31 protein-coding genes are annotated in these 24,501 nt (G+C 65.5%); 8 read left to right on the top strand and 23 right to left on the bottom strand.

Features of this window, described 5'->3' with window-relative positions; all coding sequences use genetic code 11:
* Nucleotides 1-26: 26 nt before the first annotated feature.
* Nucleotides 27-518, top strand: coding sequence for a crossover junction endodeoxyribonuclease RuvC (gene ruvC / locus NUH86_RS17215; protein WP_267250624.1), 492 nt, complete (start codon nt 27-29; stop codon nt 516-518).
* A 182-nt stretch (nt 519-700) separates the two neighbouring features.
* Here the strand turns inward: ruvC and grpE are convergent, their stop codons facing one another.
* From grpE to NUH86_RS17200, 3 genes are read right to left on the bottom strand one after another with little or no spacing between them, the layout of a single operon-like run.
* Nucleotides 701-1,252, bottom strand: a complete 552-nt coding sequence (gene grpE / locus NUH86_RS17210) for a nucleotide exchange factor GrpE (protein WP_267250623.1) — start codon at nt 1,250-1,252, stop codon at nt 701-703.
* Nucleotides 1,249-2,292 carry a heat-inducible transcriptional repressor HrcA gene (gene hrcA / locus NUH86_RS17205; RefSeq protein WP_267250622.1) on the bottom strand — a complete coding sequence of 348 codons (1,044 nt, stop codon included), beginning with the start codon at nt 2,290-2,292 and terminating at the stop codon, nt 1,249-1,251. Before hrcA ends, grpE begins: the two co-directional genes overlap by 4 nt.
* 44 nt (nt 2,293-2,336) lie before the next feature.
* A complete protein-coding gene (locus NUH86_RS17200) occupies nt 2,337-2,852 on the bottom strand; it encodes a DUF6438 domain-containing protein (RefSeq protein ID WP_267250621.1) in 516 nt (171 codons plus the stop codon).
* 96 nt (nt 2,853-2,948) lie between these two features.
* On the opposite strand from NUH86_RS17200, the gene rph reads away from it, so the two are divergent.
* Together rph and rdgB are read left to right on the top strand one after the other, a co-directional pair.
* A complete protein-coding gene (gene rph, locus NUH86_RS17195) occupies nt 2,949-3,665 on the top strand; it encodes a ribonuclease PH (RefSeq protein WP_267250620.1) in 717 nt (238 codons plus the stop codon).
* Between the two features lies 1 nt (nt 3,666).
* Nucleotides 3,667-4,296, top strand: a complete 630-nt coding sequence (gene rdgB, locus NUH86_RS17190; RefSeq protein WP_267250619.1) for an RdgB/HAM1 family non-canonical purine NTP pyrophosphatase — start codon at nt 3,667-3,669, stop codon at nt 4,294-4,296.
* Between the two features lie 19 nt (nt 4,297-4,315).
* Here the strand turns inward: rdgB and NUH86_RS17185 are convergent, their stop codons facing one another.
* Nucleotides 4,316-4,975, bottom strand: coding sequence for a CAP domain-containing protein (locus NUH86_RS17185; protein ID WP_416365332.1), 660 nt, complete (start codon nt 4,973-4,975; stop codon nt 4,316-4,318).
* On the opposite strand from NUH86_RS17185, the gene hemW reads away from it, so the two are divergent.
* Nucleotides 4,974-6,164 (top strand): radical SAM family heme chaperone HemW, encoded by a 1,191-nt coding sequence (gene hemW, locus NUH86_RS17180; protein ID WP_267250618.1) that lies wholly within the window; start codon nt 4,974-4,976, stop codon nt 6,162-6,164. The genes NUH86_RS17185 and hemW overlap by 2 nt on opposite strands.
* 262 nt (nt 6,165-6,426) lie before the next feature.
* Here the strand turns inward: hemW and NUH86_RS17175 are convergent, their stop codons facing one another.
* The 10 genes from NUH86_RS17175 to NUH86_RS17130 all read right to left on the bottom strand — a co-directional run bounded on the left by NUH86_RS17175 (nt 6,427) and on the right by NUH86_RS17130 (nt 14,437).
* The gene (locus NUH86_RS17175) at nt 6,427-7,887 is read right to left on the bottom strand and encodes a M56 family metallopeptidase (RefSeq protein WP_267250617.1); all 1,461 of its coding nucleotides are present in this window, start codon (nt 7,885-7,887) and stop codon (nt 6,427-6,429) included.
* Nucleotides 7,884-8,252, bottom strand: a complete 369-nt coding sequence (locus NUH86_RS17170; RefSeq protein ID WP_267250616.1) for a BlaI/MecI/CopY family transcriptional regulator — start codon at nt 8,250-8,252, stop codon at nt 7,884-7,886. The genes NUH86_RS17175 and NUH86_RS17170 overlap by 4 nt, the downstream gene beginning before the upstream one ends.
* Before the next feature lie 352 nt (nt 8,253-8,604).
* Nucleotides 8,605-8,937, bottom strand: coding sequence for a Grx4 family monothiol glutaredoxin (grxD, locus tag NUH86_RS17165; protein WP_267250615.1), 333 nt, complete (start codon nt 8,935-8,937; stop codon nt 8,605-8,607).
* Nucleotides 8,938-8,993: 56 nt separating this feature from the next.
* Nucleotides 8,994-9,227, bottom strand: a complete 234-nt coding sequence (locus tag NUH86_RS17160; RefSeq protein WP_267250614.1) for a BolA family transcriptional regulator — start codon at nt 9,225-9,227, stop codon at nt 8,994-8,996.
* 19 nt (nt 9,228-9,246) lie between these two features.
* Nucleotides 9,247-9,570 (bottom strand): DUF1476 domain-containing protein, encoded by a 324-nt coding sequence (locus NUH86_RS17155; RefSeq protein WP_267250613.1) that lies wholly within the window; start codon nt 9,568-9,570, stop codon nt 9,247-9,249.
* A 60-nt stretch (nt 9,571-9,630) separates the two neighbouring features.
* Complete coding sequence (leuD, locus tag NUH86_RS17150; RefSeq protein WP_267250612.1) at nt 9,631-10,224, bottom strand: 3-isopropylmalate dehydratase small subunit; 594 nt, start codon at nt 10,222-10,224, stop codon at nt 9,631-9,633.
* Nucleotides 10,224-10,352: a hypothetical protein gene (locus NUH86_RS17145; RefSeq protein ID WP_267250611.1), complete on the bottom strand. Its 129-nt coding sequence runs from the start codon at nt 10,350-10,352 to the stop codon at nt 10,224-10,226. The genes leuD and NUH86_RS17145 overlap by 1 nt, the downstream gene beginning before the upstream one ends.
* A complete protein-coding gene (leuC, locus tag NUH86_RS17140; RefSeq protein WP_267250610.1) occupies nt 10,349-11,803 on the bottom strand; it encodes a 3-isopropylmalate dehydratase large subunit in 1,455 nt (484 codons plus the stop codon). The genes NUH86_RS17145 and leuC overlap by 4 nt, the downstream gene beginning before the upstream one ends.
* Before the next feature lie 104 nt (nt 11,804-11,907).
* Nucleotides 11,908-12,594, bottom strand: coding sequence for a glutathione S-transferase family protein (locus NUH86_RS17135; RefSeq protein ID WP_267250609.1), 687 nt, complete (start codon nt 12,592-12,594; stop codon nt 11,908-11,910).
* Nucleotides 12,595-12,844: 250 nt separating this feature from the next.
* Nucleotides 12,845-14,437, bottom strand: coding sequence for an isocitrate lyase (locus tag NUH86_RS17130; RefSeq protein ID WP_267250608.1), 1,593 nt, complete (start codon nt 14,435-14,437; stop codon nt 12,845-12,847).
* A 142-nt stretch (nt 14,438-14,579) separates the two neighbouring features.
* Between NUH86_RS17130 and NUH86_RS17125 the strand changes: the two genes are divergently transcribed.
* Nucleotides 14,580-15,977: a helix-turn-helix domain-containing protein gene (locus NUH86_RS17125; RefSeq protein ID WP_267250607.1), complete on the top strand. Its 1,398-nt coding sequence runs from the start codon at nt 14,580-14,582 to the stop codon at nt 15,975-15,977.
* Between the two features lie 59 nt (nt 15,978-16,036).
* Here NUH86_RS17125 and NUH86_RS17120 read toward each other — a convergent pair whose 3' ends face one another.
* From NUH86_RS17120 to NUH86_RS17095, 6 genes are all read right to left on the bottom strand, one after another.
* Nucleotides 16,037-16,207, bottom strand: a complete 171-nt coding sequence (locus tag NUH86_RS17120; RefSeq protein ID WP_267250606.1) for a Trm112 family protein — start codon at nt 16,205-16,207, stop codon at nt 16,037-16,039.
* 10 nt (nt 16,208-16,217) lie between these two features.
* Nucleotides 16,218-16,826: an LON peptidase substrate-binding domain-containing protein gene (locus NUH86_RS17115; RefSeq protein WP_267250605.1), complete on the bottom strand. Its 609-nt coding sequence runs from the start codon at nt 16,824-16,826 to the stop codon at nt 16,218-16,220.
* Between the two features lie 14 nt (nt 16,827-16,840).
* Nucleotides 16,841-17,752: a tetratricopeptide repeat protein gene (locus tag NUH86_RS17110; RefSeq protein ID WP_267250604.1), complete on the bottom strand. Its 912-nt coding sequence runs from the start codon at nt 17,750-17,752 to the stop codon at nt 16,841-16,843.
* A 111-nt stretch (nt 17,753-17,863) separates the two neighbouring features.
* Nucleotides 17,864-18,262, bottom strand: a complete 399-nt coding sequence (locus NUH86_RS17105; protein ID WP_267252173.1) for a DUF2141 domain-containing protein — start codon at nt 18,260-18,262, stop codon at nt 17,864-17,866.
* Nucleotides 18,263-18,297: 35 nt separating this feature from the next.
* Entirely contained in the window at nt 18,298-19,023 is a 726-nt protein-coding gene (locus NUH86_RS17100) for a sterol desaturase family protein (RefSeq protein ID WP_267250603.1), read from the bottom strand.
* A gap of 31 nt (nt 19,024-19,054) precedes the next feature.
* Nucleotides 19,055-19,945, bottom strand: a complete 891-nt coding sequence (locus NUH86_RS17095) for a prephenate dehydratase (RefSeq protein WP_267250602.1) — start codon at nt 19,943-19,945, stop codon at nt 19,055-19,057.
* A 187-nt stretch (nt 19,946-20,132) separates the two neighbouring features.
* Here NUH86_RS17095 and NUH86_RS17090 point away from each other — a divergent pair, with 187 nt between their 5' ends.
* On the top strand, nt 20,133-20,759 hold the full coding sequence (locus NUH86_RS17090) for a c-type cytochrome (protein ID WP_267250601.1): 627 nt from the start codon (nt 20,133-20,135) through the stop codon (nt 20,757-20,759).
* 198 nt (nt 20,760-20,957) lie between these two features.
* Here NUH86_RS17090 and NUH86_RS17085 read toward each other — a convergent pair whose 3' ends face one another.
* Nucleotides 20,958-21,119 carry a hypothetical protein gene (locus NUH86_RS17085; RefSeq protein WP_267250600.1) on the bottom strand — a complete coding sequence of 54 codons (162 nt, stop codon included), beginning with the start codon at nt 21,117-21,119 and terminating at the stop codon, nt 20,958-20,960.
* Here NUH86_RS17085 and NUH86_RS17080 point away from each other — a divergent pair.
* Nucleotides 21,051-21,479, top strand: a complete 429-nt coding sequence (locus NUH86_RS17080; protein WP_323749025.1) for a GNAT family N-acetyltransferase — start codon at nt 21,051-21,053, stop codon at nt 21,477-21,479. The genes NUH86_RS17085 and NUH86_RS17080 overlap by 69 nt on opposite strands.
* A gap of 26 nt (nt 21,480-21,505) precedes the next feature.
* On the opposite strand, the gene NUH86_RS17075 is transcribed toward NUH86_RS17080, so the two are convergent.
* A complete protein-coding gene (locus NUH86_RS17075; protein WP_267250599.1) occupies nt 21,506-22,321 on the bottom strand; it encodes a kinase in 816 nt (271 codons plus the stop codon).
* 2 nt (nt 22,322-22,323) lie between these two features.
* A complete protein-coding gene (locus NUH86_RS17070) occupies nt 22,324-23,640 on the bottom strand; it encodes a hemolysin family protein (RefSeq protein WP_267250598.1) in 1,317 nt (438 codons plus the stop codon).
* Between the two features lie 154 nt (nt 23,641-23,794).
* Between NUH86_RS17070 and NUH86_RS17065 the strand changes: the two genes are divergently transcribed.
* The gene (locus NUH86_RS17065; protein WP_267250597.1) at nt 23,795-24,475 is read left to right on the top strand and encodes an OmpA family protein; all 681 of its coding nucleotides are present in this window, start codon (nt 23,795-23,797) and stop codon (nt 24,473-24,475) included.
* Nucleotides 24,476-24,501 lie beyond the last annotated feature (26 nt).

Below are 24,501 nucleotides of genomic sequence, written 5' to 3'. Positions count from 1 at the left end.
TCCCCTGAAGGGGTGAGGAAAAGATCATGATCATCCTTGGTCTGGACCCCGGCCTCGGCACCACCGGCTGGGGGCTGATCGCGGCTGACGGCAATCGGCTCACCCATATCGCCAATGGCCAGATCAAGACCGACTCCGACATGGCGCTGGCGTCCCGCCTGCTGGTGCTGGACCTGGCGTTGACGGACCTGATCCTAGAACACCAGCCCAACGGCGCGGCGGTCGAGGAGGTGTTCGTCAACGTGAACCCGCAATCGACGCTGAAGCTGGGCCAGGCGCGGGGCGTGGTGCTGCTCGCCGCTTCACGCTCTGGCATGGAGGTGGGCGAATATGCCGCCCGGCTGGTCAAGAAATCCGTCGTCGGCGTCGGCAACGCATCGAAGGATCAGGTTCACGCCATGGTGGCGCGCCTGCTTCCCGGCGCGAAGGTCGCGGGGCCGGATGCGTCGGATGCGCTTGCGGTCGCGATCACCCACGCCCACCATCTGGCGAGCGCCCGGCGTATCCCGCGCAAATGATGCGCCAGCGATCCGGCGCTTTGCTTTAGAGCGATTTCCAGTCCGATGGCATCATCTGACGTTTAAGAAATCGCGGTAACAAAGAAATAGAGCGGTCGATCTGATTCAATCAGATCGAAAACCGCTCTAGAGCGTGCTCCGCTTCAACCCAAGCGGAGCACGCTCTAAAATTCAGGCAGCGATCAGTCGGGCTTCTTCGCCACGCTGACCAGCGCGGGACGCAGCAGCCGATCCTTGATCGTGTAACCCGCCTGCATTTCCACCAGCACCGTGCCCGGCTCGGCATCGGCGGAGGGCACTTCCATCATCGCCTGATGCTTGTTGGGGTCGAGCGGCTGGCCGACCGATACCAGCTTCTCGATGCCGTTGCGGCCGAACACGGCCTCCAGTTCACGGCCGGTGGCTTCCAATCCGGCGACCAACCCCTTGAACTTCTCATCCTCGCGCAGGTCGGCCGGGATCGTCTGGAGCGCCCGCCCCAGATTGTCCGCCACCGACAGCATGTCGCGGGCAAAGGCCGTCGCGGCATAGGCGCGCGCGTCGGCCAGTTCCTTTTCCAGCCGCCGCCGCACATTCTGCGTTTCGGCATGGGCGTAGAGGACTTCCTGCTTCGCCGTGGCCAGTTCATTCTCCAAGGCGGCAATCCGCTCCGCCGCGTCGCCGGCGGGCGCCGCATCCTCGGGCAGTTCGTCCACGACTTCGGTATTTTCGATATTCTGTTTATCTTCGCTCATCTCATCAATCTCGACAGCGTCTGTGCGGTGAAATCCACCATGGGGATCACCCGCGCATAGTTCAAGCGCGTCGGCCCGATTACGCCGACCACGCCGACCACCCGGCCATCCCCGCTCCGGTAAGGCGCGGCTATGACCGAAGAACCCGACAGGGAAAAGAGCTTGTTTTCCGATCCGATGAAGATTTTGGTCGCGCTGCCCGCCAGCGCGCTTTCCAGCAGGCTGGAAATTTCCTGCTTGCCCTCAAGCTGCTCCAGCAATTGCCGCACCCGCTCCAGATCGGCGGCGGTGCCGTCGTCCAGCAAATGCGCCTGTCCCCGCACGATCAGGACGGGACGGTCATCGGCATCCTGCGACCAGACCGCGATGCCCCGCGCCACCAGCTCCCGCGCCGCGCCCTGGAGCGCGTGACGCTCCTGCTCCAGTTCGCGCTGGAGCGCCTCACCCGCCTGCGCCAGCGTCAGCCCGCCGAAGCGCGCCGACATGAAATTGGCCGCCTCATTCAACATCATCGGCGTCACGCCCGGCGGCAGGTCGACCACGCGATTCTCGATCGATCCGTCCTGCCCCACCAGCACGGCCAGCGCCTGCCGCTCATTCAGGGGGACGAAGCCAAATTGCCGCAGCACCGGCTCGCGCTTGGGCACCATGACGATACCGGCGCAGGCGGAGAGGCCCGACAGCGCGGCAGTCGCGGCCGACAGCGCCTCCTCGATCGGGCCGCCCTCCGAAATGCCGGCCTCGATGGCGCGCCGCTCCTCGACCGAAGGTTCCGCCGCCTGCATCATGCCGTCGACGAACAGCCGGAGACCCGTTTCGGTCGGCATCCGTCCCGCCGAGGTGTGCGGCGCGGCGAGCAGGCCCAGTTCCTCCAGATCCTGCATCACATTGCGGATGGAGGCAGGCGACAGGCTGAGCGACGCCATCTTGCTGATCGTGCGCGAGCCGACAGGCAGTCCGGTGCCGAGATAACTCTCAACCACCAGCCGGAAAACGTCGCGGGCGCGCTCGTTCAATTCGGTGATCGGGGTGACCGCCATGGCCTTTATCTAGGCAAGCATCGGGCGGCGCTCAAGCCCGTCCGTCATTTGCCCTTGGCCAGCGTGGGCTTCACCATCGGCGCGATGTCGAGCATCCTGGGGATGGAGGCGATGGTGGCGCGCAGCTTGCCATAGTTGGCGTCCATGCAGCCGGACTGGAATTCCAGGCGCGTCGGCGGCGCTTCGCCCCGCGTCCATTCGATCAGATAGCCGGGCATATCGGTCGCGAAACGGGTGCAATTTTCCCCCTGCCCGATCCGCTTGACCGTCCCCTGCGCCGGGCGGAACTGCGCCAGCGCCGTGCGGAGGCGGCGATATTGCACCGGCGTCACCGTGAAGCGCGTCGGGCCAGGGACGGCGGTGAAACGCTGCGGCTCGATCAGTCCCGAACCGTCCGGCGTCACGCGCAATGTATAGCTGGGGCAGGCGCCGAAACAGGGACCGGCGGAAAATCGGATCGTATCCCCGGCGGCCGTCGGCTTTTCCAGTTCGGCCCGCTCCATCGCGCAAGCCCCCAACAGTGCGGTGGCCGCCAATATTCCTGTCGCTTTCGTCCCCATGCCCCACTCTCTACCATCTTTCGACTCGATCGCCACTGGCAAGACTGTGCGCCTGCCGCTAAGCCGCACCCGACCAACGCTTCGGAGAATAAAATTATGCGTCCTTCCGGCCGCGCGCCCGACCAGATGCGCGAAATCACCATGGAACCCGGCTTCACCATCCATGCCGAGGGTAGCTGCCTCATCAGCTTCGGCGACACGCGGGTTCTCTGCACCGCCTCGATCGAGGAGAAGGTGCCGCCCTTCCTGCGCGGCAAGGGTTCGGGCTGGGTCACGGCGGAATATGGCATGCTGCCCCGCGCCACCCACACCCGCGGCAGCCGTGAGGCCGCCAAGGGCAAGCAATCGGGCCGCACCCAGGAAATCCAGCGCCTGATCGGCCGGTCGCTGCGCGCCGTGGTCGACCTGGAAAAGCTGGGCGAGCGGCAGATCGTCATCGACTGCGACGTGATCCAGGCCGATGGCGGCACCCGCACCGCCGCCATTTCGGGAAGCTGGGTCGCGCTGCGCATCGCCGTCGACAAGCTGCTGGCCTCGGGCGCGCTGAAGGAAGACCCCATCGTGCAGAAGGTCGCGGCCATAAGCTGCGGCATCTACAACGGCACGCCGGTCCTCGACCTCGACTATATCGAGGACAGCAATGCGGAGGCTGACGCCAACCTGATCCTGACCGGCGACGGCAAATTTGCCGAGGTGCAGGCGACCGCCGAAGGCGCTACCTATGATGAGGAAGAACTGCTGCGCCTGCTGCGCCTTGCCCGCATCGGCTGCGCGCAGATCTTCGCGGCGCAGGACAAGGTTACGGGACGATAAGATGAGCGACGAGTTCGGACAGGAACAGGCGGTCCGCAAACTGGGGCCGGGCAAGCTGGTGATCGCCAGCCACAATCCCGGCAAGGTGCGAGAGATCGGCGCGTTGCTGGCGCCCTATGGCATTGAAACGGTGTCGGCGGGCGCGCTGGACCTGCCCGAACCCGACGAAACCGGCACGACCTTCATCGCCAATGCCGAATTGAAGGCGATGCAGGCGGCGGACCTTTCCGGCCTGCCCGCCCTGGCCGACGACAGCGGCCTGTGCGTGGAGGCGCTGAACGGCGATCCAGGCATTTTTTCCGCCCGCTGGGCTGGGGAGTCCAAGGATTTCGGCATCGCCATGCAACTGGTCTGGGACAATATCCAGGCGAAGGGGCCGGAAGCGGGCCATGGCGCGCATTTCGTCTGCGCGCTGGCGCTGGCCTGGCCGGATGGTCATGTCGAGGCGTTCGAAGGGCGGGTCGACGGCACCATCATCTGGCCGCCGCGGGGAGACAAGGGCTTCGGCTATGACCCGATCTTCCAGCCGCACGGTCACGCCATCAGCTTCGGCGAGATGGAGCCGGAGAAGAAGCATGGGATGAGCCACCGCGCCGACGCCTTCGCGCAACTGGTGGCGGCGGTTTTCTGATCGCTCCCATGCCGCCGGATCAGCGCCCGCCCCCGGCATATTGCGACGGCGCGCCCTCGTCCCGGTCCAGCGGGTTCCGGCCAAAGACATTCCCTGCCGGAAAATAACGGCAGACCAGATAGTCGTAGTTCCGGTTTTCGGCCAGCGCGCAGCCGACCTTGCGGGTGCCCCGCCAGATGATCTGGGTATAATGGCCGACATCCTCCCAGCGGCCCGTGGTGCTGAGGTCGGGCAAGGCGCCGCCGCGCCGGAAATAGCGCTTCTCGTCCAGGAACGAACCGACCATCACCTCATAATCGTAGAGGCGGCGCGATCCCATCCAGAGATTCTCGCCACTGGGCATGGCGCGGCTGGCGCGCACCGAATGGCGAAAGAGATTGGTCTGCGCCATTTCCCGCGCATAACGGGCCGCGTCCGCCGCCAAGGCGCTGTCCCAGGCCAGGGGAGAGAGGCCGAGCGCCTCGCGCTCCTCATTATGCATGCCCAGGACGATTTCGCGCATCAGCCCCTCATCCCGGTCCGCTTCCTCCATCCCGTAATAGGAGGCGGGCATGGCAGGCGGCAGGGGCCGCGCGCCCTCACGGGAAGGCGCGGCGCCGCCCTGCCCCGCAAGCGCCGGCAAAAGACCAGCCAAAGCTAGCCGGGCAAGCCAAAGCCGTTTAAGAACGCCCCCACTCATGCCATCCGACCTCTTTATACCCGCTTCCGCGCCGCACGCATCGGACCTGGCCGACCCCCTGGCTTTATATGTGCATTGGCCATTTTGCGTTTCCAAATGTCCTTATTGCGATTTTAACAGTCATGTGCGGGCGGACATCGATACGGATGCGTGGCGGGATGCGCTGCTGAAGGATCTCGCCCATGAAGCGGGACTGAACGGCGGGCGGCCGCTCTCCTCGATCTTCTTCGGCGGCGGGACGCCATCGCTGATGCCGCCCCGGATCGTGGAGGCGCTGATCGACGCGGCGGCGCGCCATTGGGCGCCGACGCCCGACATCGAAATCACGCTGGAGGCCAATCCCAGTTCGGTCGAGGCGGCGCGCTTCGCGGATCTGGCGGCGGCGGGGGTGAACCGCGTGTCGCTCGGCCTGCAGGCGCTGGAGGATGAAGCGCTGCATTTCCTGGGCCGCGCCCATGACGTGCGGGAGGGAGTGGCGGCGCTGGATGTCGCGCAATCGGTTTTCAAGCGGGTGAATTTCGACCTCATCTATGCCCGGCCCGGCCAGAGCGAGGCGGATTGGGAAGCGGAACTGGCGCGGGGCCTGTCCTTCGGCACCGATCATCTTTCGCTCTATCAACTGACCATAGAGCCGGGCACCCGCTTCGCGACGCTGGCGGCACAGGGCAGGCTGACCCCGGCCGATCCGGACCATGCCGCCACCCTCTATGAACAGACTCAGGCGATGACGGCGGCGGCGGGTATCCCCGCCTATGAGATCAGCAACCATGCCAGGCCGGGGCAGGAAAGCCGTCATAATCTCTCCTATTGGCGCTATGGCGACTATGCGGGCGTGGGGCCGGGCGCGCATGGCCGGCGCGGGGGGCTGGCGACGCTGCGGCACCGGAAGCCGGAGAATTGGATGAATGCGGTCACCCGCAACGGGCATGGACTGCAAAGCGAAGAACCGCTCGGCCCCGAAGACCGGGCGAGGGAAGCGTTGCTGATGGGGTTGCGGCTTGGCGAAGGCGTGGACCTGGAACGGATCGCGCGCTTGTCAGGGCTGGCGGTCGGAACTTTGGTGGATGCGGAGGCGGTGACGCGACTGACTGGCCATGGCCTGGTCCGGCGACAAGGCCAGCAGATCCTTATCGAACCGGCGGGCATGTTGCTGCTGGACGCTATCCTGCCGGAGATCGTGGCGGTTTAGGGTGGAGAGCGGACGTTCCAAATCCCTCTCCCTTGAGGGAGAGGGTTGCGCAGACTTGGCAGCTTGCTGCCTTAGTCGTAGCTGGGTGAGGGGGTTGCGATCCAACGGATCGCGCGGGCCGAAGGCCCGCTCCCCCTCATCCAACTCCGCCTAGGCTCCTTCGTCGCCAAGGCTCCATATCCTTCTCCCTCAAGGGAGAAGGAATGTCCGCCATTGCCCACTTCCCGACATTCCGAATTGGCCGATATGCTCCATAGCCGCCTCATTCTTCCCCATCCATCTGCGCGATTTCCTTGTCCAGATCGCGCAGCACATCGGCCTTGATCTTGTCGGACATCCTTGCGGCGGCGGCGATCTGTGCCCGTGCCGCGATCAGCCCGGCGCGGGCGGCACGATGCGCCTGCGCCGAAATCTGCGCTTCACAGATGCGGACGCGGATATGGCGGTGGCCATCGGCATCCACCGTCTCCCGTCGGCTCACGCCCTTGCCATCCTCGCAACCATTGGCGACGTCGACATGCGGCACCATGCGGCGGATTTCGGCTTCGCTGGGGATGGCATGGCCTTCATCGCGCAGGCCGAGCGGCGGCGCCATGTCCGCAACGGGCGCCGGAGGCGCGGGCGGAGCCGGAGGTGCAGGCGGCACGCCCTCGACCTCCGCCTCAACCCCGGCATGGGAGAGCGGCTGTGGCACGGGGGGGGCGTTCGGCGCTTCGGGCCGCGCAATCTCGCTGGCGGAGGCGGGCTGCGCGACCAGATCGGCAAGCCGGCCGAAATTCATCGACTCGACCTTCTCCGTGATCGCCGCGACCTGCCGCGCCGCCCGGCTTCCGGATGCGGTCAACATCAGTCCGGACACGGTGACCAAAGCGACCGCGGCCATGCCCCAGCTTATCCTGCGCAGCGACATTTCATGGGCAGACAGCATTTTCAGCCTCCCTTTGAGCGCGGTGACGCGATTGAGATGACAGGCGCCCGCAAATGGACGCCCTGCCGCAGCCTTCAATATGGCGCGGCCATAGATAGGGGCCTGATCCGGCCCGTAAAGCGCCAACACCCGCGCGTCGCAGGCCTGCTCCTGATCCGCCCGATAGGCGCGATAGGCGATCCAGGCGATGGGATTGCACCAGTGCAGGCCAAGCAGCAGCAGCGCGACCATATTGGCGGCCAGATCGCCGCCCCGATGATGGGCGCGTTCATGGGCGATGGCCATGGCCTGTTCCTGCCTGTCGAAGCGCAGGGCGAAATCGGCGGGCAGGACGATCATGGGCCGCAACACCCCGAAAGCGAGCGGCCCGGCCGCTTGCGGGCTGGCGACGATGCGGATGCGGCCTTCCTCTCCGACCGGGGCCGCGCCCCTCAGTATGCAATGACGGAAACGGACATAGCCGACCGCCTGCACGGCCAGGAAAAGGACAAGCCCCGCCAGCCAGAGCGACACACCGATCTCCAGCCAGGGAATGGCCCATTCCGGCTGGGCCGCCATGTTCGGTCCCGCGTCAAACAGGCTGGGCAGCCCCGCCTGATCCACCGCCACCTGCAAGGGCGAAGGCCTGGCGACATCCTGCGGCAGCGCGGGCAGCGCCATGCGCGCCAGCGGCAGCAGCCACAGCCAATAGGCCGCGCCCGCCCCCAGCCATCGCGCCACCGGCCGCCGCAACAGCATGACCAGCGCCATCAGCAGGGTCGATGCGATCAACGTTTCGGCGATCCAGACGCTCATGATTTCAATCCCTTCAGGATTTCCTCAAGCTCGGCGATATCCTCCGCCGTCAACCGGTCCTGGCTGGCGAGTTGGGCCACCAGCGGCGAGACGCGCCCGCCGAACAGCCGGTTGACCAGCCGTCCCGACTCGCCCGCAACATACTCCTCCCGGGGCACGAGCGGACGATATAAAAAGCGGCGGCCGTCCTGATCGGCGGCGATCACATCCTTGGCCATCAGGCGGAACAGCAGCGTCTTGACCGTCTGGACGCTCCAGTCGCGTCCGGCGGCGACGCGGTCCGCCACATCGGCGGCGGTCTGGGGCGCGCGTTCCCACAGCGCCTCCATCACCACCAGTTCCGCTTCGCTGATCTTCTCGCTCATTGCCCGCTCGCTCGACAGGGACTCGACAACTACAGATGTAATCGCATTGATTACATCTGTAGTCAAGCGGTGCGGCATAACTGTCGGAGGAGTTTACACAGCGCGTTTTCGCGAGTGCGCCATTAACCTTCACAAGCGCCGATATGCCGCATTCTCCCATGGCTGGCACGGGGCTTGCGACGATTTGGACATACCCAAGCGTTTAACTACCGGGAGGGTGCGGCGACAGTCTCCGCTGCATCCTCCCACCCGGTTTCACCCCAAATCCTTCAGTATCCGGCATTTTGCCCGATCAAAAAAAAGCGGCCCGGAAACCGGACCGCCTGCTCAGTTCGCGTTTTTTTCGAGCCGTTCAGTTGGCCGGGGCAACGCCCTGATCGGCCATCAACTGCTGCAATTCGCCAGCCTCATACATTTCCATCATGATGTCGCTGCCGCCGACAAATTCGCCCTTCACATAAAGCTGCGGAATGGTCGGCCAGTCGGAAAAGGCCTTGATCCCCTGACGGACGCCCTGATCCTGCAGGACATCGACGCTCTCATAGGCGACGCCCAGATGTTCCAGGATCGCGATGGCCCGGCTGGAAAAGCCGCATTGCGGAAAGAGCGGCGTGCCCTTCATGAAAAGCACGACGTCATTGCCGTTCACGATGTCGGCGATCCGCTGCTGCACGGCGTCGGTCATTATCTGGTCCATTCCTGTCAGGCGCCGCGATCAAGGCGCATTTTGTCCAATGGCCGTTAATTGGGAACGGCGGTGGTCAGTTGCAAGGCATGAAGCACGCCGCCCATGCGCCCGCCCAGCGCGGCATAAACCGCCCGCTGCTGCGCCACGCGGTTCATGCCCCGAAAACTCTCTGCCACGACGCGCGCCGCATAATGGTCGCCATCCCCGGCCAGATCGGTGATCTCCACCTGCGCATCGGGGATCGCGGCGCGGATCATGTCCGCTATTTCATCGGCTGCCATCGGCACGGTGGAACTATCCCGACGCTTATTGGGCTTCGATGAACATGCGGCGGGCGATGACCTGCTGCTCGTCCAGCGCGGCGCGGACGCCTGCTTCATCGATGTCGATGCCCGCCTGGGTCATGTCGCCCACCAGCTTGCGGATGACGTCCTCATCGCCCGCTTCCTCGAAATCGGCCTGAACCACCGCCTTGGCATAGGCGTCGGTCTCTTCGGGGGTCAGGCCCATTTTCACCGCCGCCCATTCGCCGAGCAGGCGGTTGCGTCGCGCCTGGATGCGGAACTGCAACTCCTGGTCGTGCGCGAACATATTTTCAAAGGCCTTTTCGCGGTCGTCGAAGGTGGTCATGCCTGTGCCCTGTACAAATGGAAACGGATCGTCTGGTCCGAAATAGGGGGAGCGCGCCGCTTACGCAACGGCCGGAACGAGCCAGGGCCGCGTTTCCGCGTCCTTTGCCTCGAAAGTGCCGATCCGGTCCGCCCGATCCAGCGTCAGGCCGATCTCGTCCAGGCCACCCAGCAGGCAATGTTTGCGGAACGGGTCGATCTCGAACTGGAAGCGGTCCTGGAACTGCGTCGTGACGGTCTGATGCTCCAGATCGACATGGATCGGGTCGGTCCTGGCGACCTCCATCAGCCGGTCGATCGCCTCCTGCGGCAGGACCACGGTCAATATGCCGTTCTTGAAGGCGTTGCCGGAGAAAATGTCGGAGAAACTGGGCGCGATCACCACCTTGATGCCCAGGTCGGCGAGCGCCCAGGCGGCATGCTCGCGGCTGGACCCGCAACCGAAATTGTCGCCCGCGATCAGGATCGGACTGCCCGCATAGTCGGGGTCGTCGAAGACATTGCCCGGTTCCTTGCGCAGCACTTCGAACGCGCCCTTGCCCAGGCCCGCGCGGCTGATGGTCTTCAGCCAATGCGCCGGGATGACGATGTCGGTGTCGACATTCTTCATCCCGAACGGATAGGCTTTGCCGTCAACGATATTCAACTTTTCCATCAATGCGCCTGTTTTTCGGCGGGGCGCGTTTTGGAAGCGGAGGACGAATCCTCCGCGCGCCCCAGGGTCGCCGCCATGGCGGCACTGGCCAGCGCGCCCAACGCCAGCACCCAGAATATCTTCTTCATGCGACCGCCTCTCCCCTTTTTTCACCCATCAGTTCGCGTACGTCCGTCAGATGTCCGGTGATGGCGGCGGCAGCGGCCATGACGGGCGAGACGAGATGCGTCCGCGATCCCGGCCCCTGCCGCCCCATGAAATTGCGGTTGCTGGTCGATGCGCAGCGCTCGCCGGCGGGCACCTTGTCCGGGTTCATGCCCAGGCAGGCGGAGCAGCCCGGCTCGCGCCATTCGAAACCCGCGTCGGTGAAGATGCGGTCCAGCCCCTCGGCTTCGGCCTGGCGCTTGACCAGGCCCGATCCGGGAACGACCATCGCATGCTTGATGCCACTCGAAATATGGCGGCCCTTCAACAGGTCGGCGGCGGCGCGCAGATCCTCGATCCGGCTGTTGGTGCAACTGCCGATGAAGACATGCTCGATCGCCACATCCTCCATCCGCTGCCCGGCGGTAAGGCCCATATAATCGAGCGACTTCTGCGCGGCTGCCCGCTTGGAGGCATCCGCGAAGCTTTCCGGATCGGGCACCACGCCGGTCACGGGCACGACGTCCTCAGGGCTGGTGCCCCAGGTGACGTTGGGCACGATGTCGGCGGCGTCGATCACGACGCTCTTGTCGAACACAGCGCCTTCGTCCGTCGCCAGCGTCTTCCAATAGGCGATGGCGGCATCCCATTCCGCGCCCTTGGGGGCCATGGGGCGGCCCTCCAGATAGGCGAAGGTTTTTTCGTCGGGCGCGAACAGGCCCGAACGCGCGCCCGCCTCGATCGACATGTTGGCGACGGTCAGACGTCCCTCGATCGACATGTCGCGGAACACCGATCCGCGATATTCCATGACATAGCCGGTACCGCCCGCCGTGCCGATGCGGCCGCAGATCGCCAGCGCCACATCCTTGGGCGTGACGCCGAAGCCCAGTTCGCCCTCGACCACGACTTCCATCGTCTTCGACTGTTTCAGCAGCAGCGTCTGGGTGGCGAGCACATGCTCGACCTCCGACGTGCCGATGCCGAAGGCCAACGCGCCCAGCGCGCCGTGCGAACTGGTATGGCTGTCGCCGCACACCAGCGTCGTGCCCGGCAGGGTGAAGCCCTGTTCCGGCCCGACGACATGGACGATGCCCTGCTCCGCATCGGCGTCGCCAATGTAGCGGATGCCGAATTCGGGTGCGTTCTTTTCCAGCGCGGCAAGCTGTTGCGCGCTTTCCGGATCGGCGATGGGAATGCGGTTGCCCGCCGCATCCCGGCGCGCCGTGGTCGGCAGGTTATGATCCGGCACTGCCAGCGTCAGGTCGGCGCGGCGCACCTTGCGGCCTGCAAGGCGCAGCCCTTCGAAAGCCTGTGGACTCGTCACCTCATGCACGAGGTGGCGGTCGATATAGATCAGGCATGTTCCGTCGGGCTGCCGTTCGACGACGTGCGCGTCCCAAATCTTCTCATAGAGCGTGCGGGGCTTTACCATAATGATTTCCCCCTAGACCCAGACAGGGCGAGGGAAAAGGGGGAAAGCGGCCAATTTTCCTGTTTTCGCGGATAGGCCCGGCACGATGACACAAGGTCGGACGGTCAGGCGGCGCGATGATCCTCCACGATGCGCCCGGCCGCGCCGACTTCCGCTTCATGGCTTTCCTCACGCCATGTTTCGGCAAGCGCCGCGCTTTCCCATTCGCGCATGGCGGGGATCGCCAGCATATGATCGACCCAGGCCTGCGCCAGCGGCCCGACATTCAGCCCATAGGTGCGCACCCGGAAAACCACCGGCGCGTAAAAGGCGTCGACGGCGGTGAAGGCGTCCCCGCCCAGAAACGGCCCGCCGAAACGGGAAAGCCCCTCCCCCCACAGTTCGGCAAGCCGGGCGATGTTCCGGTTGAGCGCGGGCGAAGGCAGATGCGGCTCCACCCGCACCCCGACATTCATCGGGCAATCGTTGCGCAACGTCGCGAAACCACCGTGCATCTCTGCGACAGCGCATTGCGCCCAGGCCCGCGCCGCCTCTTCCTGCGGCCAGACGCCGGGATGACGGTCCGCCAGATAAAGTGCGATGCCCAGCGAATCCCATAGCGTCCGGTCGCCGTCGATCAGCACGGGCACCTGCCCCGTCGGCGAAAACTCCCGGAAGACCGCGTAATTTTCCGTGGCGGCGAATGGCTCCATCCGGTCGGTAAAGGCTATGCCCAACGCCTTCATCAGCACCCAGGGGCGCAGCGACCAGCTTGAATAATTCCGGTTGGCGGTGATGAGGGTGTAGGACATCGGCTGTTCCCCTTTGCTGAACGGCGCGAAGGATAAGCGTCTTCTCTTCAAGGCAAAAGCGGGAACGGCCGAGGCGTACACAAGCTGCGCTTATGAAAAAACGGCCCGGAGCGCGAAGCTCCGGGCCGTCCAGTCCTTCCACCCTGATCGCGGGGCTTGCACCCCCACGACCCGGACTCGTTAGCAGCCTTTAGGCCGCAAACTGGTTCCCCCGCAGCCTTCAGGCTGCAAACTGGTTCCCCCGCGGCCTTTAGGCCGCAAACTGATTCATCGTATTGTGGATGCCGCCCGCCTTCAGCGCCGCTTCACCCGCGAAATATTCCTTGTGGTCGTCGCCGATGTCGGAACCCGACATGTTCTGATGCTTGACGCAGGCGATGCCCTGACGGATTTCCTTGCGCTGGACGCCCTCGACATAGCCGAGCATGCCCGCCTCCCCGAAATATTCCTTGGCCAGATTGTCGGTCGACAAGGCAGCCGTGTGATAGGTCGGCAGGGTGATAAGGTGATGGAAGATGCCGGCCCGCGCCGCCGCATCCTTCTGGAAGGTGCGGATCTTCTCATCGGCTTCACGGCCCAGATCGGTCGCGTCATAATCGGCGCTCATCAGCTTCGCCCGGTCGTAGGCGCTGACGTCCTTGCCCTCGGCGGCCCATGCGTCGAACACCTGCTGACGGAAGTTCAGCGTCCAGTTGAAGCTGGGCGAGTTATTGTACACCAGCTTCGCATTGGGAACGACTTCACGGATGCGGTCGACCATGCCGGCGATCTGCTGGATGTGGGGCTTTTCGGTTTCGATCCACAGCAGGTCCGCGCCGTTCTGGAGCGAGGTGATGCAGTCGAGGACGCAGCGGTCCTCGCCGGTTCCCGCGCGGAACTGGAACAGGTTCGACGGCAGGCGCTTGGGACGGAACAGCTTGCCGTCGCGGGCCAGGACGACATCGCCGCGCAGGCTGTTCAAGTCCGTGACCTCCTCGACGTCGAGGAAGCTGTTATACTGGTCGCCCAGGTCACCCTCTTCCTTGCTGTAGGCGATCTGCTTGGTCAGGCCCGCACCCAGCGAGTCGGTGCGCGCCACGATGATGCCGTCGTCGACGCCCAGTTCCAGGAAGGCGTAGCGGACGGCGCGGATCTTCGCGAGGAAGTCCTCATGTGGCACGGTGACCTTGCCGTCCTGGTGACCGCACTGCTTTTCGTCCGAGACCTGGTTCTCGATCTGGATGCAGCAGGCGCCCGCTTCGATGAACTTCTTGGCCAGCAGATAGGTCGCCTCGGCATTGCCGAAGCCCGCGTCGATATCCGCGACAATGGGAACGACGTGGGTTTCATAATGGTCGATGTCGTGCTGGATCTTCTGCGTCTTGACCTCGTCGCCAGCTTCGCGGGCAGCATCCAGATCGCGGAACATCATGCCCAGTTCGCGGGCGTCGGCCTGCTTCAGGAAGGTGTAGAGTTCCTCGATCAGTGCGGGGACGCTGGTCTTCTCATGCATCGACTGGTCGGGCAGCGGACCAAATTCGCTGCGCAGCGCCGCGACCATCCAGCCGGACAGATACAGATAGCGGCCCTTGGTGGTGCCGAAATGCTTCTTGATGCTGATCATCTTCTGCTGACCGATGAAGCCGTGCCAGCAACCCAGCGACTGGGTGTAATTGGCCGGATCGGCGTCATAGGCGGCCATGTCGCGGCGCATGATCCCGGCAGTGTAGCGCGCGATGTCAAGGCCCGTGTGGAAACGGTTCTGAAGGCGCATGCGAGCGACCGATTCGGCCGCGATGCCGTCCCAATGGCCCTGTCCGCCGATGGTGGTCCCGGCCTTGGTGATTTCCTGCTGGTAGGTCATGCTCAAATCCTTGGTCGCTCTATGGATATGGGGCGGACCTAATCCCCTTTTGTGCGGCGCGGCAGAGGGCGCGAAGTTCAGTTGTAGAAGTTTACAAGATTTGCGTGTAAAGTTGTAAAGCCTGCACAGGAGCGTTTACGACATGGCCAAGGATCGTCCGGTTTATATGGGGCCGCGCCTGCGCAGGCTGCGCCGGGAACTTGGCTTGACGCAGGCGGACATGGCGGCGGACCTGGAGATTTCGGCCAGTTATGTCGCCCTGCTGGAGCGCAATCAGCGCCCCCTGACCGCCGACATGCTGCTGCGCCTCGCCCGCACCTACAGGATGGACATGAGCGAGCTGGCGGGCGACGGCGGCGCGGAGCAGACGGCGCGTTTGCAGGCGGTGCTGAAAGACCCGATGTTCGCGGACATCGACCTGCCGGTGCTGGCGACCGGGGATGTGGCGGTCAATTATCCGGGAATCACCGAAGCCTTGCTGCGGTTGCACACGGCCTATCGGGAGGAGCAACTGGCGCTCGCGGATCGCGGCGTCGAGCAGGAGGACGCCAACGACGCGCCCGATCCGGTGGCCGAATCGCGGCGCTTCCTGGGAGCGCGGCGCAACAGCTTTCCCCTGCTGGACGATGCGGGGGAAAAGCTGGCCCAGGAGGTGGAGGCGGCGGGCGGCCTGGCTGGGTGGCTGAAGGCGAAGCATAATCTGCGGGTCCGGCGGTTGCCGTCCCACGTGATGGCGGGATCGATGCGGCGGCTGGACCGGCATCGCGACGCGGTGCTGCTGGACGATGCGCTGGACGGGGCGAGCACCCAGTTCCAACTGGCGTTGCAGATCGCCTATCTGGAAATGCGGCGCGATTTCGACGCGCTGCTGAAGGACGGCCAGTTCGCCAGCGAGAGCGGGCGGCGGCTGACCCGGCGGGCGCTGGCCAGCTATGGCGCCGCGGCGATCCTGATGCCCTACACCGCCTTCGCCAGGGCGGTGGAGGCGCGGCGTTACGATGTGGAGGCGCTGGCCCGGCAGTTCGGCGCGAGTTTCGAACAGACCGCGCACCGGCTGACCACGCTGCAAAAGCCGGGGCAGGAGCGCATCCCCTTCTTCTTCCTGCGGGTCGACCATGCGGGCAATGTCAGCAAGCGGCTGGACGGCGCGGGTTTTCCCTTCGCCCGCCATGGCGGCTCCTGCCCGCTCTGGTCGGTGCATCATGCGTTCGAGCGCCCCCGCGAGGTGCTGACGCAATGGCTGGAACTGCCGGACGGGCAGCGATTCTTCTCCATCGCGCGCACGGTGACGGCGGGCGGCGGCGGATGGGGCGCGCCGAAGATCGAGCGGGCCATCGCCTTATGCTGCGCGGCGGAGCATGCCCATCGGCTGATCTATACGGCGGGAGAGGCGCCGCCGGAGCCTACGCCCATTGGGGTGACGTGCCGCCTGTGCCATCGCAGCCAGTGCATGGCGCGATCCGCCCCGCCGATCGGGCGCGACATGCTGCCGGAGGATTTTCGGCGGGCTCATGCGCCGTTCGGCTTTGCGGGGGGGTGATTTTTTGGGGTCTTTGGCGAACCCAAGACATTCCCCACCCTGACGCATCGTTTGCGGAATCAGTCGTTTAGGGCGCGCGCCTCGCGCACCACCAGCACCGGCACGCCGTCCCGCACCGGAAAGGCCAGCCCGGCCGCCGCCGACACCAGTTCGCTCCGCGCCGCGTCCCAGCGCAACGGCGTGCGCGTGACCGGGCATACCAGCTTGGCGAGCAAAGCCGGGTCGATCATTGCCCCACCCTCACTGCATCGTCGCGCCGCCGTCGCGCTCTATCCGGCCTACTATCTGCATCAACTGGATGATCCGGTCAGCCCGGTCGTTCAGGCTGTCCGCCTCCAGCAGCGTCTGCTTGGCCGCCGGGTCGAAGGGCACGATCTGCGCGATGCCGTTCACCAGCGCCATGTCGTCCAGCCGCGACACCGCCGTCCAATCCACCACATAGCCCAGCGCATCGGCAAAGCGCCGCGATTCCCGCTCCAGCGCCGCCCGCTCCACGGCGGAGAGGATTTCATCCTCTTGCGGAATCGGCTCCACATCCGCCTCGATCTGGCGAAAGGCGGTCGGCACGTCCAGTTCCCGTACCACGCGGAAGCGCGCCAGCCCCCTCAGCAGGATATTGTAACGCCCGCCCTCCAGCGCCTCGATATGGGTGATGTGGCCCAGGCAACCTATATCGAACAGGGCGGGCTTCACCCCCTCCTCCCGCGGCTGGATCATGCCGATGCGCCGGTCGCGGGCCATGGCGTCGTGGATCATCGCCTGATAGCGCGGTTCGAAGATATGCAGCGGCAATTCCATGCCCGGCAGCAGCAGCGCGCCAGGCAGGGGAAAGATCGAGACGCGCGACATGACGCCAGCGCCGGTCAGGAAAAGAGGATCTGGGAAAGCTTGCGCCGCTGCCCCGCGACCCAGGGGTCTTCCAGACCCGTCGCCTCGAACAGCTTCAGCAATTGCGCCCGCGCCGCGCCGTCGTTCCACGCCCGGTCGCGCCGCACCAGTTCCAGCAACTCCTCCGCCGCCCGGTCGCGGTCGCCATTGGACATCAGGCCATTGGCCAGTTCGAAGCGCGCCTCATGATCGTCGGGATCGGCGGCCAGCTTCGCCTCGACACCCGACAGGTCGGCCACCGGCTTCGCGTCGCGGGCCAGCGCGATGGCGGCGCGGGCGCGCTCCACCGCCTGATCCTTCGCCGCATCGGCGGACAAGGCCGCCAGCGCCGCTTCCGCCTGATCCAACTGACCCAAAGCCACCAGCGCCCGCGCCTGGCCCGACGCCACATCGGCATTATCGGGCGCCATCTGCGCGATCTGCTGGAACACGGACAGGGCGCGATCCGCCTCTCCGCCCGCAAGCAATTCCTCGCCCATGGCGATCAGCGGGGCGATTTCCTCAAGCTGCGCCTTCTCCTCCGATTCGATCGGCAACTGGCCCAGCAACTGGTCGAGATATTGCTTGAACTGCCCCTCCGTCCGGGCCTGGCTGAGGTCGGCGACCGGCTGGCCCTGGAACATGGCATAGACGGTCGGGATCGACTGGACGCGGAACTGCGCGGCGATGAACTTGTCCTCATCGACATTGACCTTCACCAGCTTGACGCCCTTGGCCGCATAGTCGGCGCAGACCTTTTCGATCACGGGGGCTAGCTGCTTGCAGGGGCCGCACCATTCGGCCCAGAAATCGACGATCACCAGGCTGGTGCGCGAAGGCTCCACCACATCGCGGCGAAATGCCTCCACCGATGCCTTGTCGGCCTCGCTCAGTCCAAGGGTCGCCACTTCACTTATCTCCTGCTGCAAAATGCGGGGGCCAGGCCGCCCTCATACAGCGCCTTATGTGGGGCGTCACCCCATAGGAACAAGGGAGATGGGCAGTTGCCGGCGCCATGCCTAAAGGAAATATTTGACCTTTATATCCTGCCGCACCGCCGCCCCCGCCACGGCGAACTGCGCCGACCGGAAGCTGGGCGCGCCGAAACGGATCGCCGGGTTGCGCGAAAAGCCCACCCCCTCGCGCGGAATGCCCGCAAAGGTGTCCAGCTTTCCATTGCCGTTTTCGTCGTGAATGATGGCAATGGCATAGGTTCCCGGCTCCATCCGCCCCAGCGCGACGTCACCGGACGTCACCGGCACGGTGAAATGCCGCCCGTCGGGATCTTTGCGGCAATCGGGAAAATGCGCCGCCTGCCGCGTCACGCAGATCAGGAAATCGCCCTTGGCCGACCGCAGGCCCTGCACGTCCAGACTGAGCGGCTGCGCCTGCTCCGGCGGGGCGGCGGCCGTCATCATTCCCGCCGCCGCGATCGACAAACCGGCCTTGATTCTCACGCCGCCTCCCCGAAGCTGCCCAATCCCCTGTCCGTCCCGCACAGCCGGTCCCAGAAGCGGAAATAAAGACCGTAATTGCAAGCATATCGGTCATGATGCCGCTGATGATGGCTGGCGGTGATCAGCCAGCGCCCGGCCGGCCCCTCCACCATCCGGCGGGGAAACATCTCCCACCCCATATGGTTGCTGACGCCCATCACGGTCATGATCGTCAGCACCGCGCCCAGCGCGCCGACATGGATCGGGATCAGGAAGACCAGCGCCGGGATCACCAGCGCGCCCGTCACCGCCTCCCACGGGTGGAAACTCATCGCCGCCCAGGCCGTGGGCGGGCGGCTGGCATGATGGACGGCATGGGCGATGCGGAACAGCCGGGGCCGGTGCATCCAGCGATGCGTCCAATAGAACCAGGCGTCATGCGCAATCAGATAGAGCAGAACCGACAGCGGCAGATACCAGAGCGGAAAGGCGTGGACATCGGTATAGACATGCGTCCAGCCATGCGCCTGCCACCCCCAGGCGACGACGCCCGCAGGCACGCCATAGATCAGCGCGGACGCCAGCGACCAGGCGATTTCCCGCCGGATCTGGCGATCCAATCCGCGATACAGCCCCGGCTTGCGCACCCTGGTCGCCAGCGCGAAGCCGCCGCTCGCCAACAGATAGCGCAGGCCGACAATGGCGCTCATGGCAAGAGCGGACAGGAGCATGGCGGCGATCATGGCGCGGACTATAGCAGTCCCACGCCCGGCGTCACGTGCGCGGACGCCCCTGCCGATAGCTGCCCAGCATCCGCACCCATTTGGTGTGGAATTCCAGTTCCGCCAGCGCCCGGTCGACCGCCGGTTCGCCGGGCATCCCCTCTATGTCGCAGAAGAATTCGGTCGCGGCGAAGCTGGCGCCCCGCTGATAGCTTTCCAGCTTGGTCATGTTGACGCCGTTGGTGGCGAAGCCGCCCATCGCCTTGTAGAGGGCGGCGGGAATATTCTTCACCTCGAACAGGAAAGTCGTCATCACCGGTCCCACGCCCCCCTCCGGCATCTTCGGCTCGCGGGAGAGGACCAGGAAGCGGGTCATATTGTCGTCGCTATCCTCGATATTCTCCGCCACCAGGCGCAGGCCGTACAGTTCCGCCGCCAGATAGGGGGCTATGGCGCCTTCGCCCGGCACCCTGGTTTCCGCGACCAGCGCCGCCGCGCCCGCCGTGTCGGCATAGCTGACCGGCTGGATGCCCCGTTCACGCAGATAATGGCGGCACTGGCCCAGCGCCTGCGGATGGCTGACCGCGCTCGTCACCGGGGCGGCGTCGGCCGCCATCAGGCAGTGCCGGATGCGCAGGAAATATTCGTCGACGATGTGCAGCCCGGATTCGGGCAGCAGGAAATGCATGTCGGCCACGCGCCCGTGCAGGCTGTTCTCGATCGGGATGATCGCCCGCGCCGCGTCGCCGTTGCGCACCGCGTCGATCGCATCCTCGAACGCGAAGCAGGGCAGCGGCACGCAATCGGGCGCGTAATCCAGCGCGGCGAGATGCGAATTGGCCCCCGGCGCGCCCTGAAAGGCGACGGCGCGGGCCGGATCGACGGCGGCCTTCGCAGCGAGGTCCGCGACCAGAATGCGGGCAGGGGCGGGATAGTTTTCCATGGGCGCTAGCGCGCTTATTCACTTCATGGCGCGCGTGCAAGCATCCTGTCCTGACGCAAAGCCATGAAAAAGCGTGCGCGAACCCGTTCAACCATGCTTGCGCGTTCGCACTTGCGCCATTATGGCAGCGCGCTAGAGGGGCCGCGACACAAGCGGCCAGAAGAGAAATCCAGGGGAATCCGAGCGAATGGGCGATCGTTTCAACACCGCTGCCGGTTGGGCTTTGTTCGCGGGCATCATCGCACTGGGCGGTGCCATCGTCAGTTCCAAATTCTTCCATGAGGAACGGCCCGAGAAAATGGGCTATGCCATCGAGGGCGTCGAGGCGGAGGGTGAAGGCGGCGCTGCTGCCGGACCGGGCCTCAACACCCTGCTGGCCAGCGCGGACGTCGCGGCGGGCGAGAAGGTGTTCGCCAAGTGCGCGGCATGCCACACCGTCAACCAGGGCGGCGCCAACGGCATCGGCCCGAATCTCTTCGGCACGGTCGGCGAGGGGGTTGCGCAGGGCAAGGGCGGCTTCGCCTTTTCCGACGCGCTGAAGAGCAAAGGCGGAAACTGGACGTTCGAGGCGCTGGATCATTGGCTGACCAGCCCGCGTGAATTCGCGCCGGGCACGAAGATGACCTTTGCGGGCCTGGGCAATCCGGCGGATCGCGCCAACCTGATCGCCTGGCTGAACACCCAGGGTTCGAACCTGCCGCTGCCTGCCGCCGATGCGGCTCCGGCCGCGGCGGAGGGCGGAAATGCCGCTCCGGCCGAAGCCGCCAACGCCGCGTCCAATGCGGCCGAGGCTCCTGCCCCCGCCGGCAAGTAAAGCTGACCGGCGAACCCGTTCGGGTCGAGGATTTGACGGGCGCGGCCTTGCTGGCCGCGCTCGATGCGTTAGCGGAACTGCGCATCGCCGTGTTTCGCGCCTTTCCCTATCTCTAGAGCGATTTCCAGTCAGATGGCATCATCTGACGTTTAAGAAATCGCGGTAAAACAAAGAAATAGAGCGGTCGATCTGATTCAATCAGATCGAAAACCGCTCTATGACGGATCGGGCGAAGCGGGCCTCGCCTATGAGCGCGATTATCTCACCGCCTATGCGAACAGTCCCGGCGCGCTGATCGCGGGCGCTTTCGCAGGCGACCGGCTGGTCGGCGCCGCCACCGCCGCCCCGATGACGGACCATGCCGCCGAATTCGCGGCCCCCTTCCGCGAACGGGGCATGGACATCGGCCGCATCTATTATTTCGGCGAATCGGTGTTGCTGCCCGAATGGCGCGGGCGCGGCATCGGCCATGCCTTTTTCGATCGGCGAGAGGTCATGGCGCGGGAACTGGGATTCGCCACGACCAGCTTCTGCGCTGTCGTCCGGCCACCGGATCATCCTGCCCGGCCGGCCGGCTATGCTCCGCTGGACCCCTTCTGGCGCGGGCGGGGCTATGCGCCGGTGGAGGGGTTGGTCGGCCAGTTCCGCTGGAGGGATCTGGGCGATGGCGGCGAAAGCGACCATGCGATGCAGTTCTGGGTGAAACGGCTGGCCGCCTGACCGATGCGTCCGCGCGCCGGACGCTGTCAGCCGGTACGGCCCTCGCCGTCGATGGCGGTGACGCGCCGCCCCTCGTCCAGCGCGATCGTCAGGTCGGCGCGGTCCGGCATCTCGTGCAGGATATGCCGGGTCAGCCGCTCATAATGCTGGATGAAGCGCGCCACCTGCGCGTCCGACATGCCGCCGGACGTGACCCCGCGCAGATCATGTTCCTGCTGCGTCCGCCAGCGCCGGACGATAGCGAATCCCGGCGCGGCCAGCAGCGCCAGCCGGTCCAGACGCCCGAACAGCGCCTGATATTCGCCCGCCAGCGCGTGATTCACATAGGCGCGCCAGATGCCGTCCGGGTCTTCATCCCGCTCCAGCGCATTGACCGGGGCCGCCAGCGCCGCCGCTTGCTGGGGCCGGGCGCCGACGCACCAGCCCTCCAGCAGCAACAGGCGCGTTCCCGCCGCCGCCCTTTCCCATCGCGCCTCAGGCAGGCGGTCGTCCGCCGCCTTGTCGAAGCGGGGCAATAAAGCCGCCTCCCCCCGTTCCAGCGCTTCGATCACGCGCAGGCCCAGGTCCACGTCATGCGTCCCCGGCACGCCGCGCGTGCGCAGCAGCGGATGCACCGCATTCGCCAGCGCCGTTCGCTCCGCCCGCGTGCGGTAGAGGTCGTCGATGGACAGAATCGCCGCCGGAATCCCATCCCGCACCAGCCGCGCCTGCAATCCTGCCGCCAAAGTGGATTTGCCGCTGCCCTGCGCCCCGCACAGCCCGACCACCAGCAGCCGGTCATCGCGTTCCGCCAGCGCCCGCCGCACCAGTCCGTCGACCGCGTCCAGCGCCTCCCGCGCCATCGCTAGCGCGCCGCGATCAGCAGCTTGTCGATCTTGCGCCCGTCCATGTCGACAATCTCGAATCGCCAGCCCTGATCGTCGATGAAATCGCCCACTTCGGGCAAACGCTTGAGCAGCCACAGCGCGTGGCCCGCGACCGTCGCATAATCCCGATCGTCCGGCAGGTCGATGCCGATCCGATCCGCCAGCAGGTCGACCGGCATCTGGCCCGACACCAGCAGGCTGCCATCCTCCCGCTCGACCAGGTCGGGTTCATCCTCGCTGTCCAGATCGGACACGAAATGGCCGGCAATGGCGGACAGCAGGTCGGCGGGCGTCGCAATCCCTTCGAAATGGCCATATTCGTCATGCACCATGACCATCGGCACCTCGGCCCGGCGCAGCACTTCCAGCGCGTCCATGGCGTCGACCTGATCGGGCACGACCTCCACCTTGCGCATCAGCGTCTCCAGGTTCAGCCCTTCGCCCCGGAACAGCGCCGTCATGATGTCGCGCGCCTGCACGACGCCGATAATGTCCTCCACCGTGCCCCGGCCCACCGGCAGGCGGGTGTGCGGCGTATCGAGCAGCTTGGCGCGAATCGCCTCCTCATCGGCATGGATGTCGATCCAGTCCACATCCATGCGCTGGGTCATCACCTCGCGCACCGGGCGGTCGGCCAGACGCACCACGCCCGAAATGATGGCGCGCTCGCTTTCCTCGATCACGCCGGACTTGCTCGCCTCGGCCACGATCAGGTGCAGTTCCTCCGCCGTCACATGATGTTCCGATTCGCGGGTCATTCGGAGCAGGCGGAAGATCAGCGCGCTCGACCTGTCCAGCAGCCAGACGATGGGCGCGGTCAGCTTCGCCAGCCACAGCATCGGCGCCGCCATCACCACGGCGATGGATTCCGGGGCGCGCAGGGCGAACTGCTTGGGCACCAGTTCCCCGACGATCAGCGAGGCATAGGTGGTGAACCCGATCACCAGCGCGAAGCCGGTATTTTGCGCGACATTGGCCGACAGGCCCAGCATCGCCAGCCGCTCCCCCGTCGGTCCGCCCAGGCTGGCGCCCGAATAGGCGCCCGCGACGATGCCGATCAGCGTGATGCCGATCTGAACGGTGGACAGGAACTTGCCCGGATCGGCCTGCGCCGCGAGGGCGGAGCGCGCACCGCGCCGTCCCGCTTTCTCCATCGCCTGAAGGCGCGGCTTGCGGGCGGACACGATGGCCAGTTCCGACATGGCGAAAACGCCGTTCAGCGCGACGAGCGCCAATATGATGACGAGGTCGACCCAGGGAAAGGGCGTCGGAGCGTGCGGGGGGATATTGGCCATGGTGGTCGAGGGCCACCTATAACCGTAATTCTTACAATTTCACAACCGTCCCATCATCCGCCGTTCAGTTCGCTTGTGGAACAAATCCCCCCACTCGACCATTGGGGCCGTATCCGCCGCTTGTCGGAAGCACGAGAAAAGGGAATTGAAATCCATGCGGAATTTAAATCGCATCATCGGCGCGGCCAGCCTGGCCGCCATGCTGGCCACCACGGCCTGCACCACCGATCCGAACACCGGCAACCGCACCATTTCCAAGGCCGCGATAGGCGGCATCGGCGGCGCGCTGGGCGGCTATCTGCTGGGCGATCTGGTCGGCGGGCGGCATGATCGCACCGAAAAGATATTGGGCGCGGGCATCGGCGCGGTCGCGGGCGCGGGCATCGGCGCCTATATGGACGCGCAGGAACGCAAGCTGCGCGAACAAACCGCCGGCAGCGGCGTGGACGTGATCCGCGACGGCGACAATCTGGTGCTGCGCATGCCGTCGGGCATCACCTTCGCCACCGACAGTTCGGCGGTGCAGCCGCAGTTCCAGCCGACGCTGAACGACGTGTCATCGGTGCTGGCGCAATATCCCAAAACCTATATCGACGTGTACGGCCATACCGACAGCGACGGGACGGACGTCTATAATCAGGCCCTGTCGGAACGGCGCGCCCAGTCGGTGGGCGATTATCTGACCAGCCATGGCGTCCAGTCGGCGCGCATCGCCACGCGCGGCTTTGGCGAGACCCAGCCGATCGCATCCAACGCGACGGCGGAGGGCAAGGCCTCCAACCGCCGGGTCGAAATCAAGATCGCGCCGGTGACGGAACAGGACGTGCGGAGCTGATGAAAGACAATGCCGGTGCGCCCGGC

This window comes from Sphingobium sp. JS3065 (assembly GCF_026427355.1).
Lineage (GTDB): Bacteria > Pseudomonadota > Alphaproteobacteria > Sphingomonadales > Sphingomonadaceae > Sphingobium.
This window is presented reverse-complemented; position numbering and strand designations above follow the sequence as displayed.

Bases quoted from the DNA above. Each gene is read 5' to 3' on its own strand.
- leuD (WP_267250612.1), bottom strand. From the start codon at position 10,224: ATGGAAAAGTTGAATATCGTTGACGGCAAAGCCTATCCGTTCGGGATG.
- NUH86_RS17120 (WP_267250606.1), bottom strand. From the start codon at position 16,207: ATGATCGACCCGGCTTTGCTCGCCAAGCTGGTATGCCCGGTCACGCGC.
- rdgB (WP_267250619.1), top strand. From the start codon at position 3,667: ATGAGCGACGAGTTCGGACAGGAACAGGCGGTCCGCAAACTGGGGCCG.
- NUH86_RS17125 (WP_267250607.1), top strand. From the start codon at position 14,580: ATGGCCAAGGATCGTCCGGTTTATATGGGGCCGCGCCTGCGCAGGCTG.
- NUH86_RS17155 (WP_267250613.1), bottom strand. From the start codon at position 9,570: ATGACCACCTTCGACGACCGCGAAAAGGCCTTTGAAAATATGTTCGCG.
- rph (WP_267250620.1), top strand. From the start codon at position 2,949: ATGCGTCCTTCCGGCCGCGCGCCCGACCAGATGCGCGAAATCACCATG.
- NUH86_RS17070 (WP_267250598.1), bottom strand. From the start codon at position 23,640: ATGGCCAATATCCCCCCGCACGCTCCGACGCCCTTTCCCTGGGTCGAC.
- grxD (WP_267250615.1), bottom strand. From the start codon at position 8,937: ATGACCGACGCCGTGCAGCAGCGGATCGCCGACATCGTGAACGGCAAT.
- NUH86_RS17145 (WP_267250611.1), bottom strand. From the start codon at position 10,352: ATGAAGAAGATATTCTGGGTGCTGGCGTTGGGCGCGCTGGCCAGTGCC.
- NUH86_RS17075 (WP_267250599.1), bottom strand. From the start codon at position 22,321: ATGGCGCGGGAGGCGCTGGACGCGGTCGACGGACTGGTGCGGCGGGCG.
- NUH86_RS17100 (WP_267250603.1), bottom strand. From the start codon at position 19,023: ATGATCGCCGCCATGCTCCTGTCCGCTCTTGCCATGAGCGCCATTGTC.
- NUH86_RS17090 (WP_267250601.1), top strand. From the start codon at position 20,133: ATGGGCGATCGTTTCAACACCGCTGCCGGTTGGGCTTTGTTCGCGGGC.
- hrcA (WP_267250622.1), bottom strand. From the start codon at position 2,292: ATGGCGGTCACCCCGATCACCGAATTGAACGAGCGCGCCCGCGACGTT.
- NUH86_RS17170 (WP_267250616.1), bottom strand. From the start codon at position 8,252: ATGAGCGAGAAGATCAGCGAAGCGGAACTGGTGGTGATGGAGGCGCTG.
- NUH86_RS17135 (WP_267250609.1), bottom strand. From the start codon at position 12,594: ATGTCCTACACCCTCATCACCGCCAACCGGAATTATTCAAGCTGGTCG.
- ruvC (WP_267250624.1), top strand. From the start codon at position 27: ATGATCATCCTTGGTCTGGACCCCGGCCTCGGCACCACCGGCTGGGGG.
- NUH86_RS17105 (WP_267252173.1), bottom strand. From the start codon at position 18,262: ATGATGACGGCCGCCGCCCCGCCGGAGCAGGCGCAGCCGCTCAGTCTG.
- NUH86_RS17065 (WP_267250597.1), top strand. From the start codon at position 23,795: ATGCGGAATTTAAATCGCATCATCGGCGCGGCCAGCCTGGCCGCCATG.
- NUH86_RS17185 (WP_416365332.1), bottom strand. From the start codon at position 4,975: ATGAGTGGGGGCGTTCTTAAACGGCTTTGGCTTGCCCGGCTAGCTTTG.
- NUH86_RS17115 (WP_267250605.1), bottom strand. From the start codon at position 16,826: ATGTCGCGCGTCTCGATCTTTCCCCTGCCTGGCGCGCTGCTGCTGCCG.
- NUH86_RS17130 (WP_267250608.1), bottom strand. From the start codon at position 14,437: ATGACCTACCAGCAGGAAATCACCAAGGCCGGGACCACCATCGGCGGA.
- NUH86_RS17095 (WP_267250602.1), bottom strand. From the start codon at position 19,945: ATGGAAAACTATCCCGCCCCTGCCCGCATTCTGGTCGCGGACCTCGCT.
- NUH86_RS17200 (WP_267250621.1), bottom strand. From the start codon at position 2,852: ATGGGGACGAAAGCGACAGGAATATTGGCGGCCACCGCACTGTTGGGG.
- grpE (WP_267250623.1), bottom strand. From the start codon at position 1,252: ATGAGCGAAGATAAACAGAATATCGAAAATACCGAAGTCGTGGACGAA.
- leuC (WP_267250610.1), bottom strand. From the start codon at position 11,803: ATGGTAAAGCCCCGCACGCTCTATGAGAAGATTTGGGACGCGCACGTC.
- NUH86_RS17175 (WP_267250617.1), bottom strand. From the start codon at position 7,887: ATGAGCGTCTGGATCGCCGAAACGTTGATCGCATCGACCCTGCTGATG.
- NUH86_RS17085 (WP_267250600.1), bottom strand. From the start codon at position 21,119: ATGGTCCGTCATCGGGGCGGCGGTGGCGGCGCCGACCAGCCGGTCGCC.
- hemW (WP_267250618.1), top strand. From the start codon at position 4,974: ATGCCATCCGACCTCTTTATACCCGCTTCCGCGCCGCACGCATCGGAC.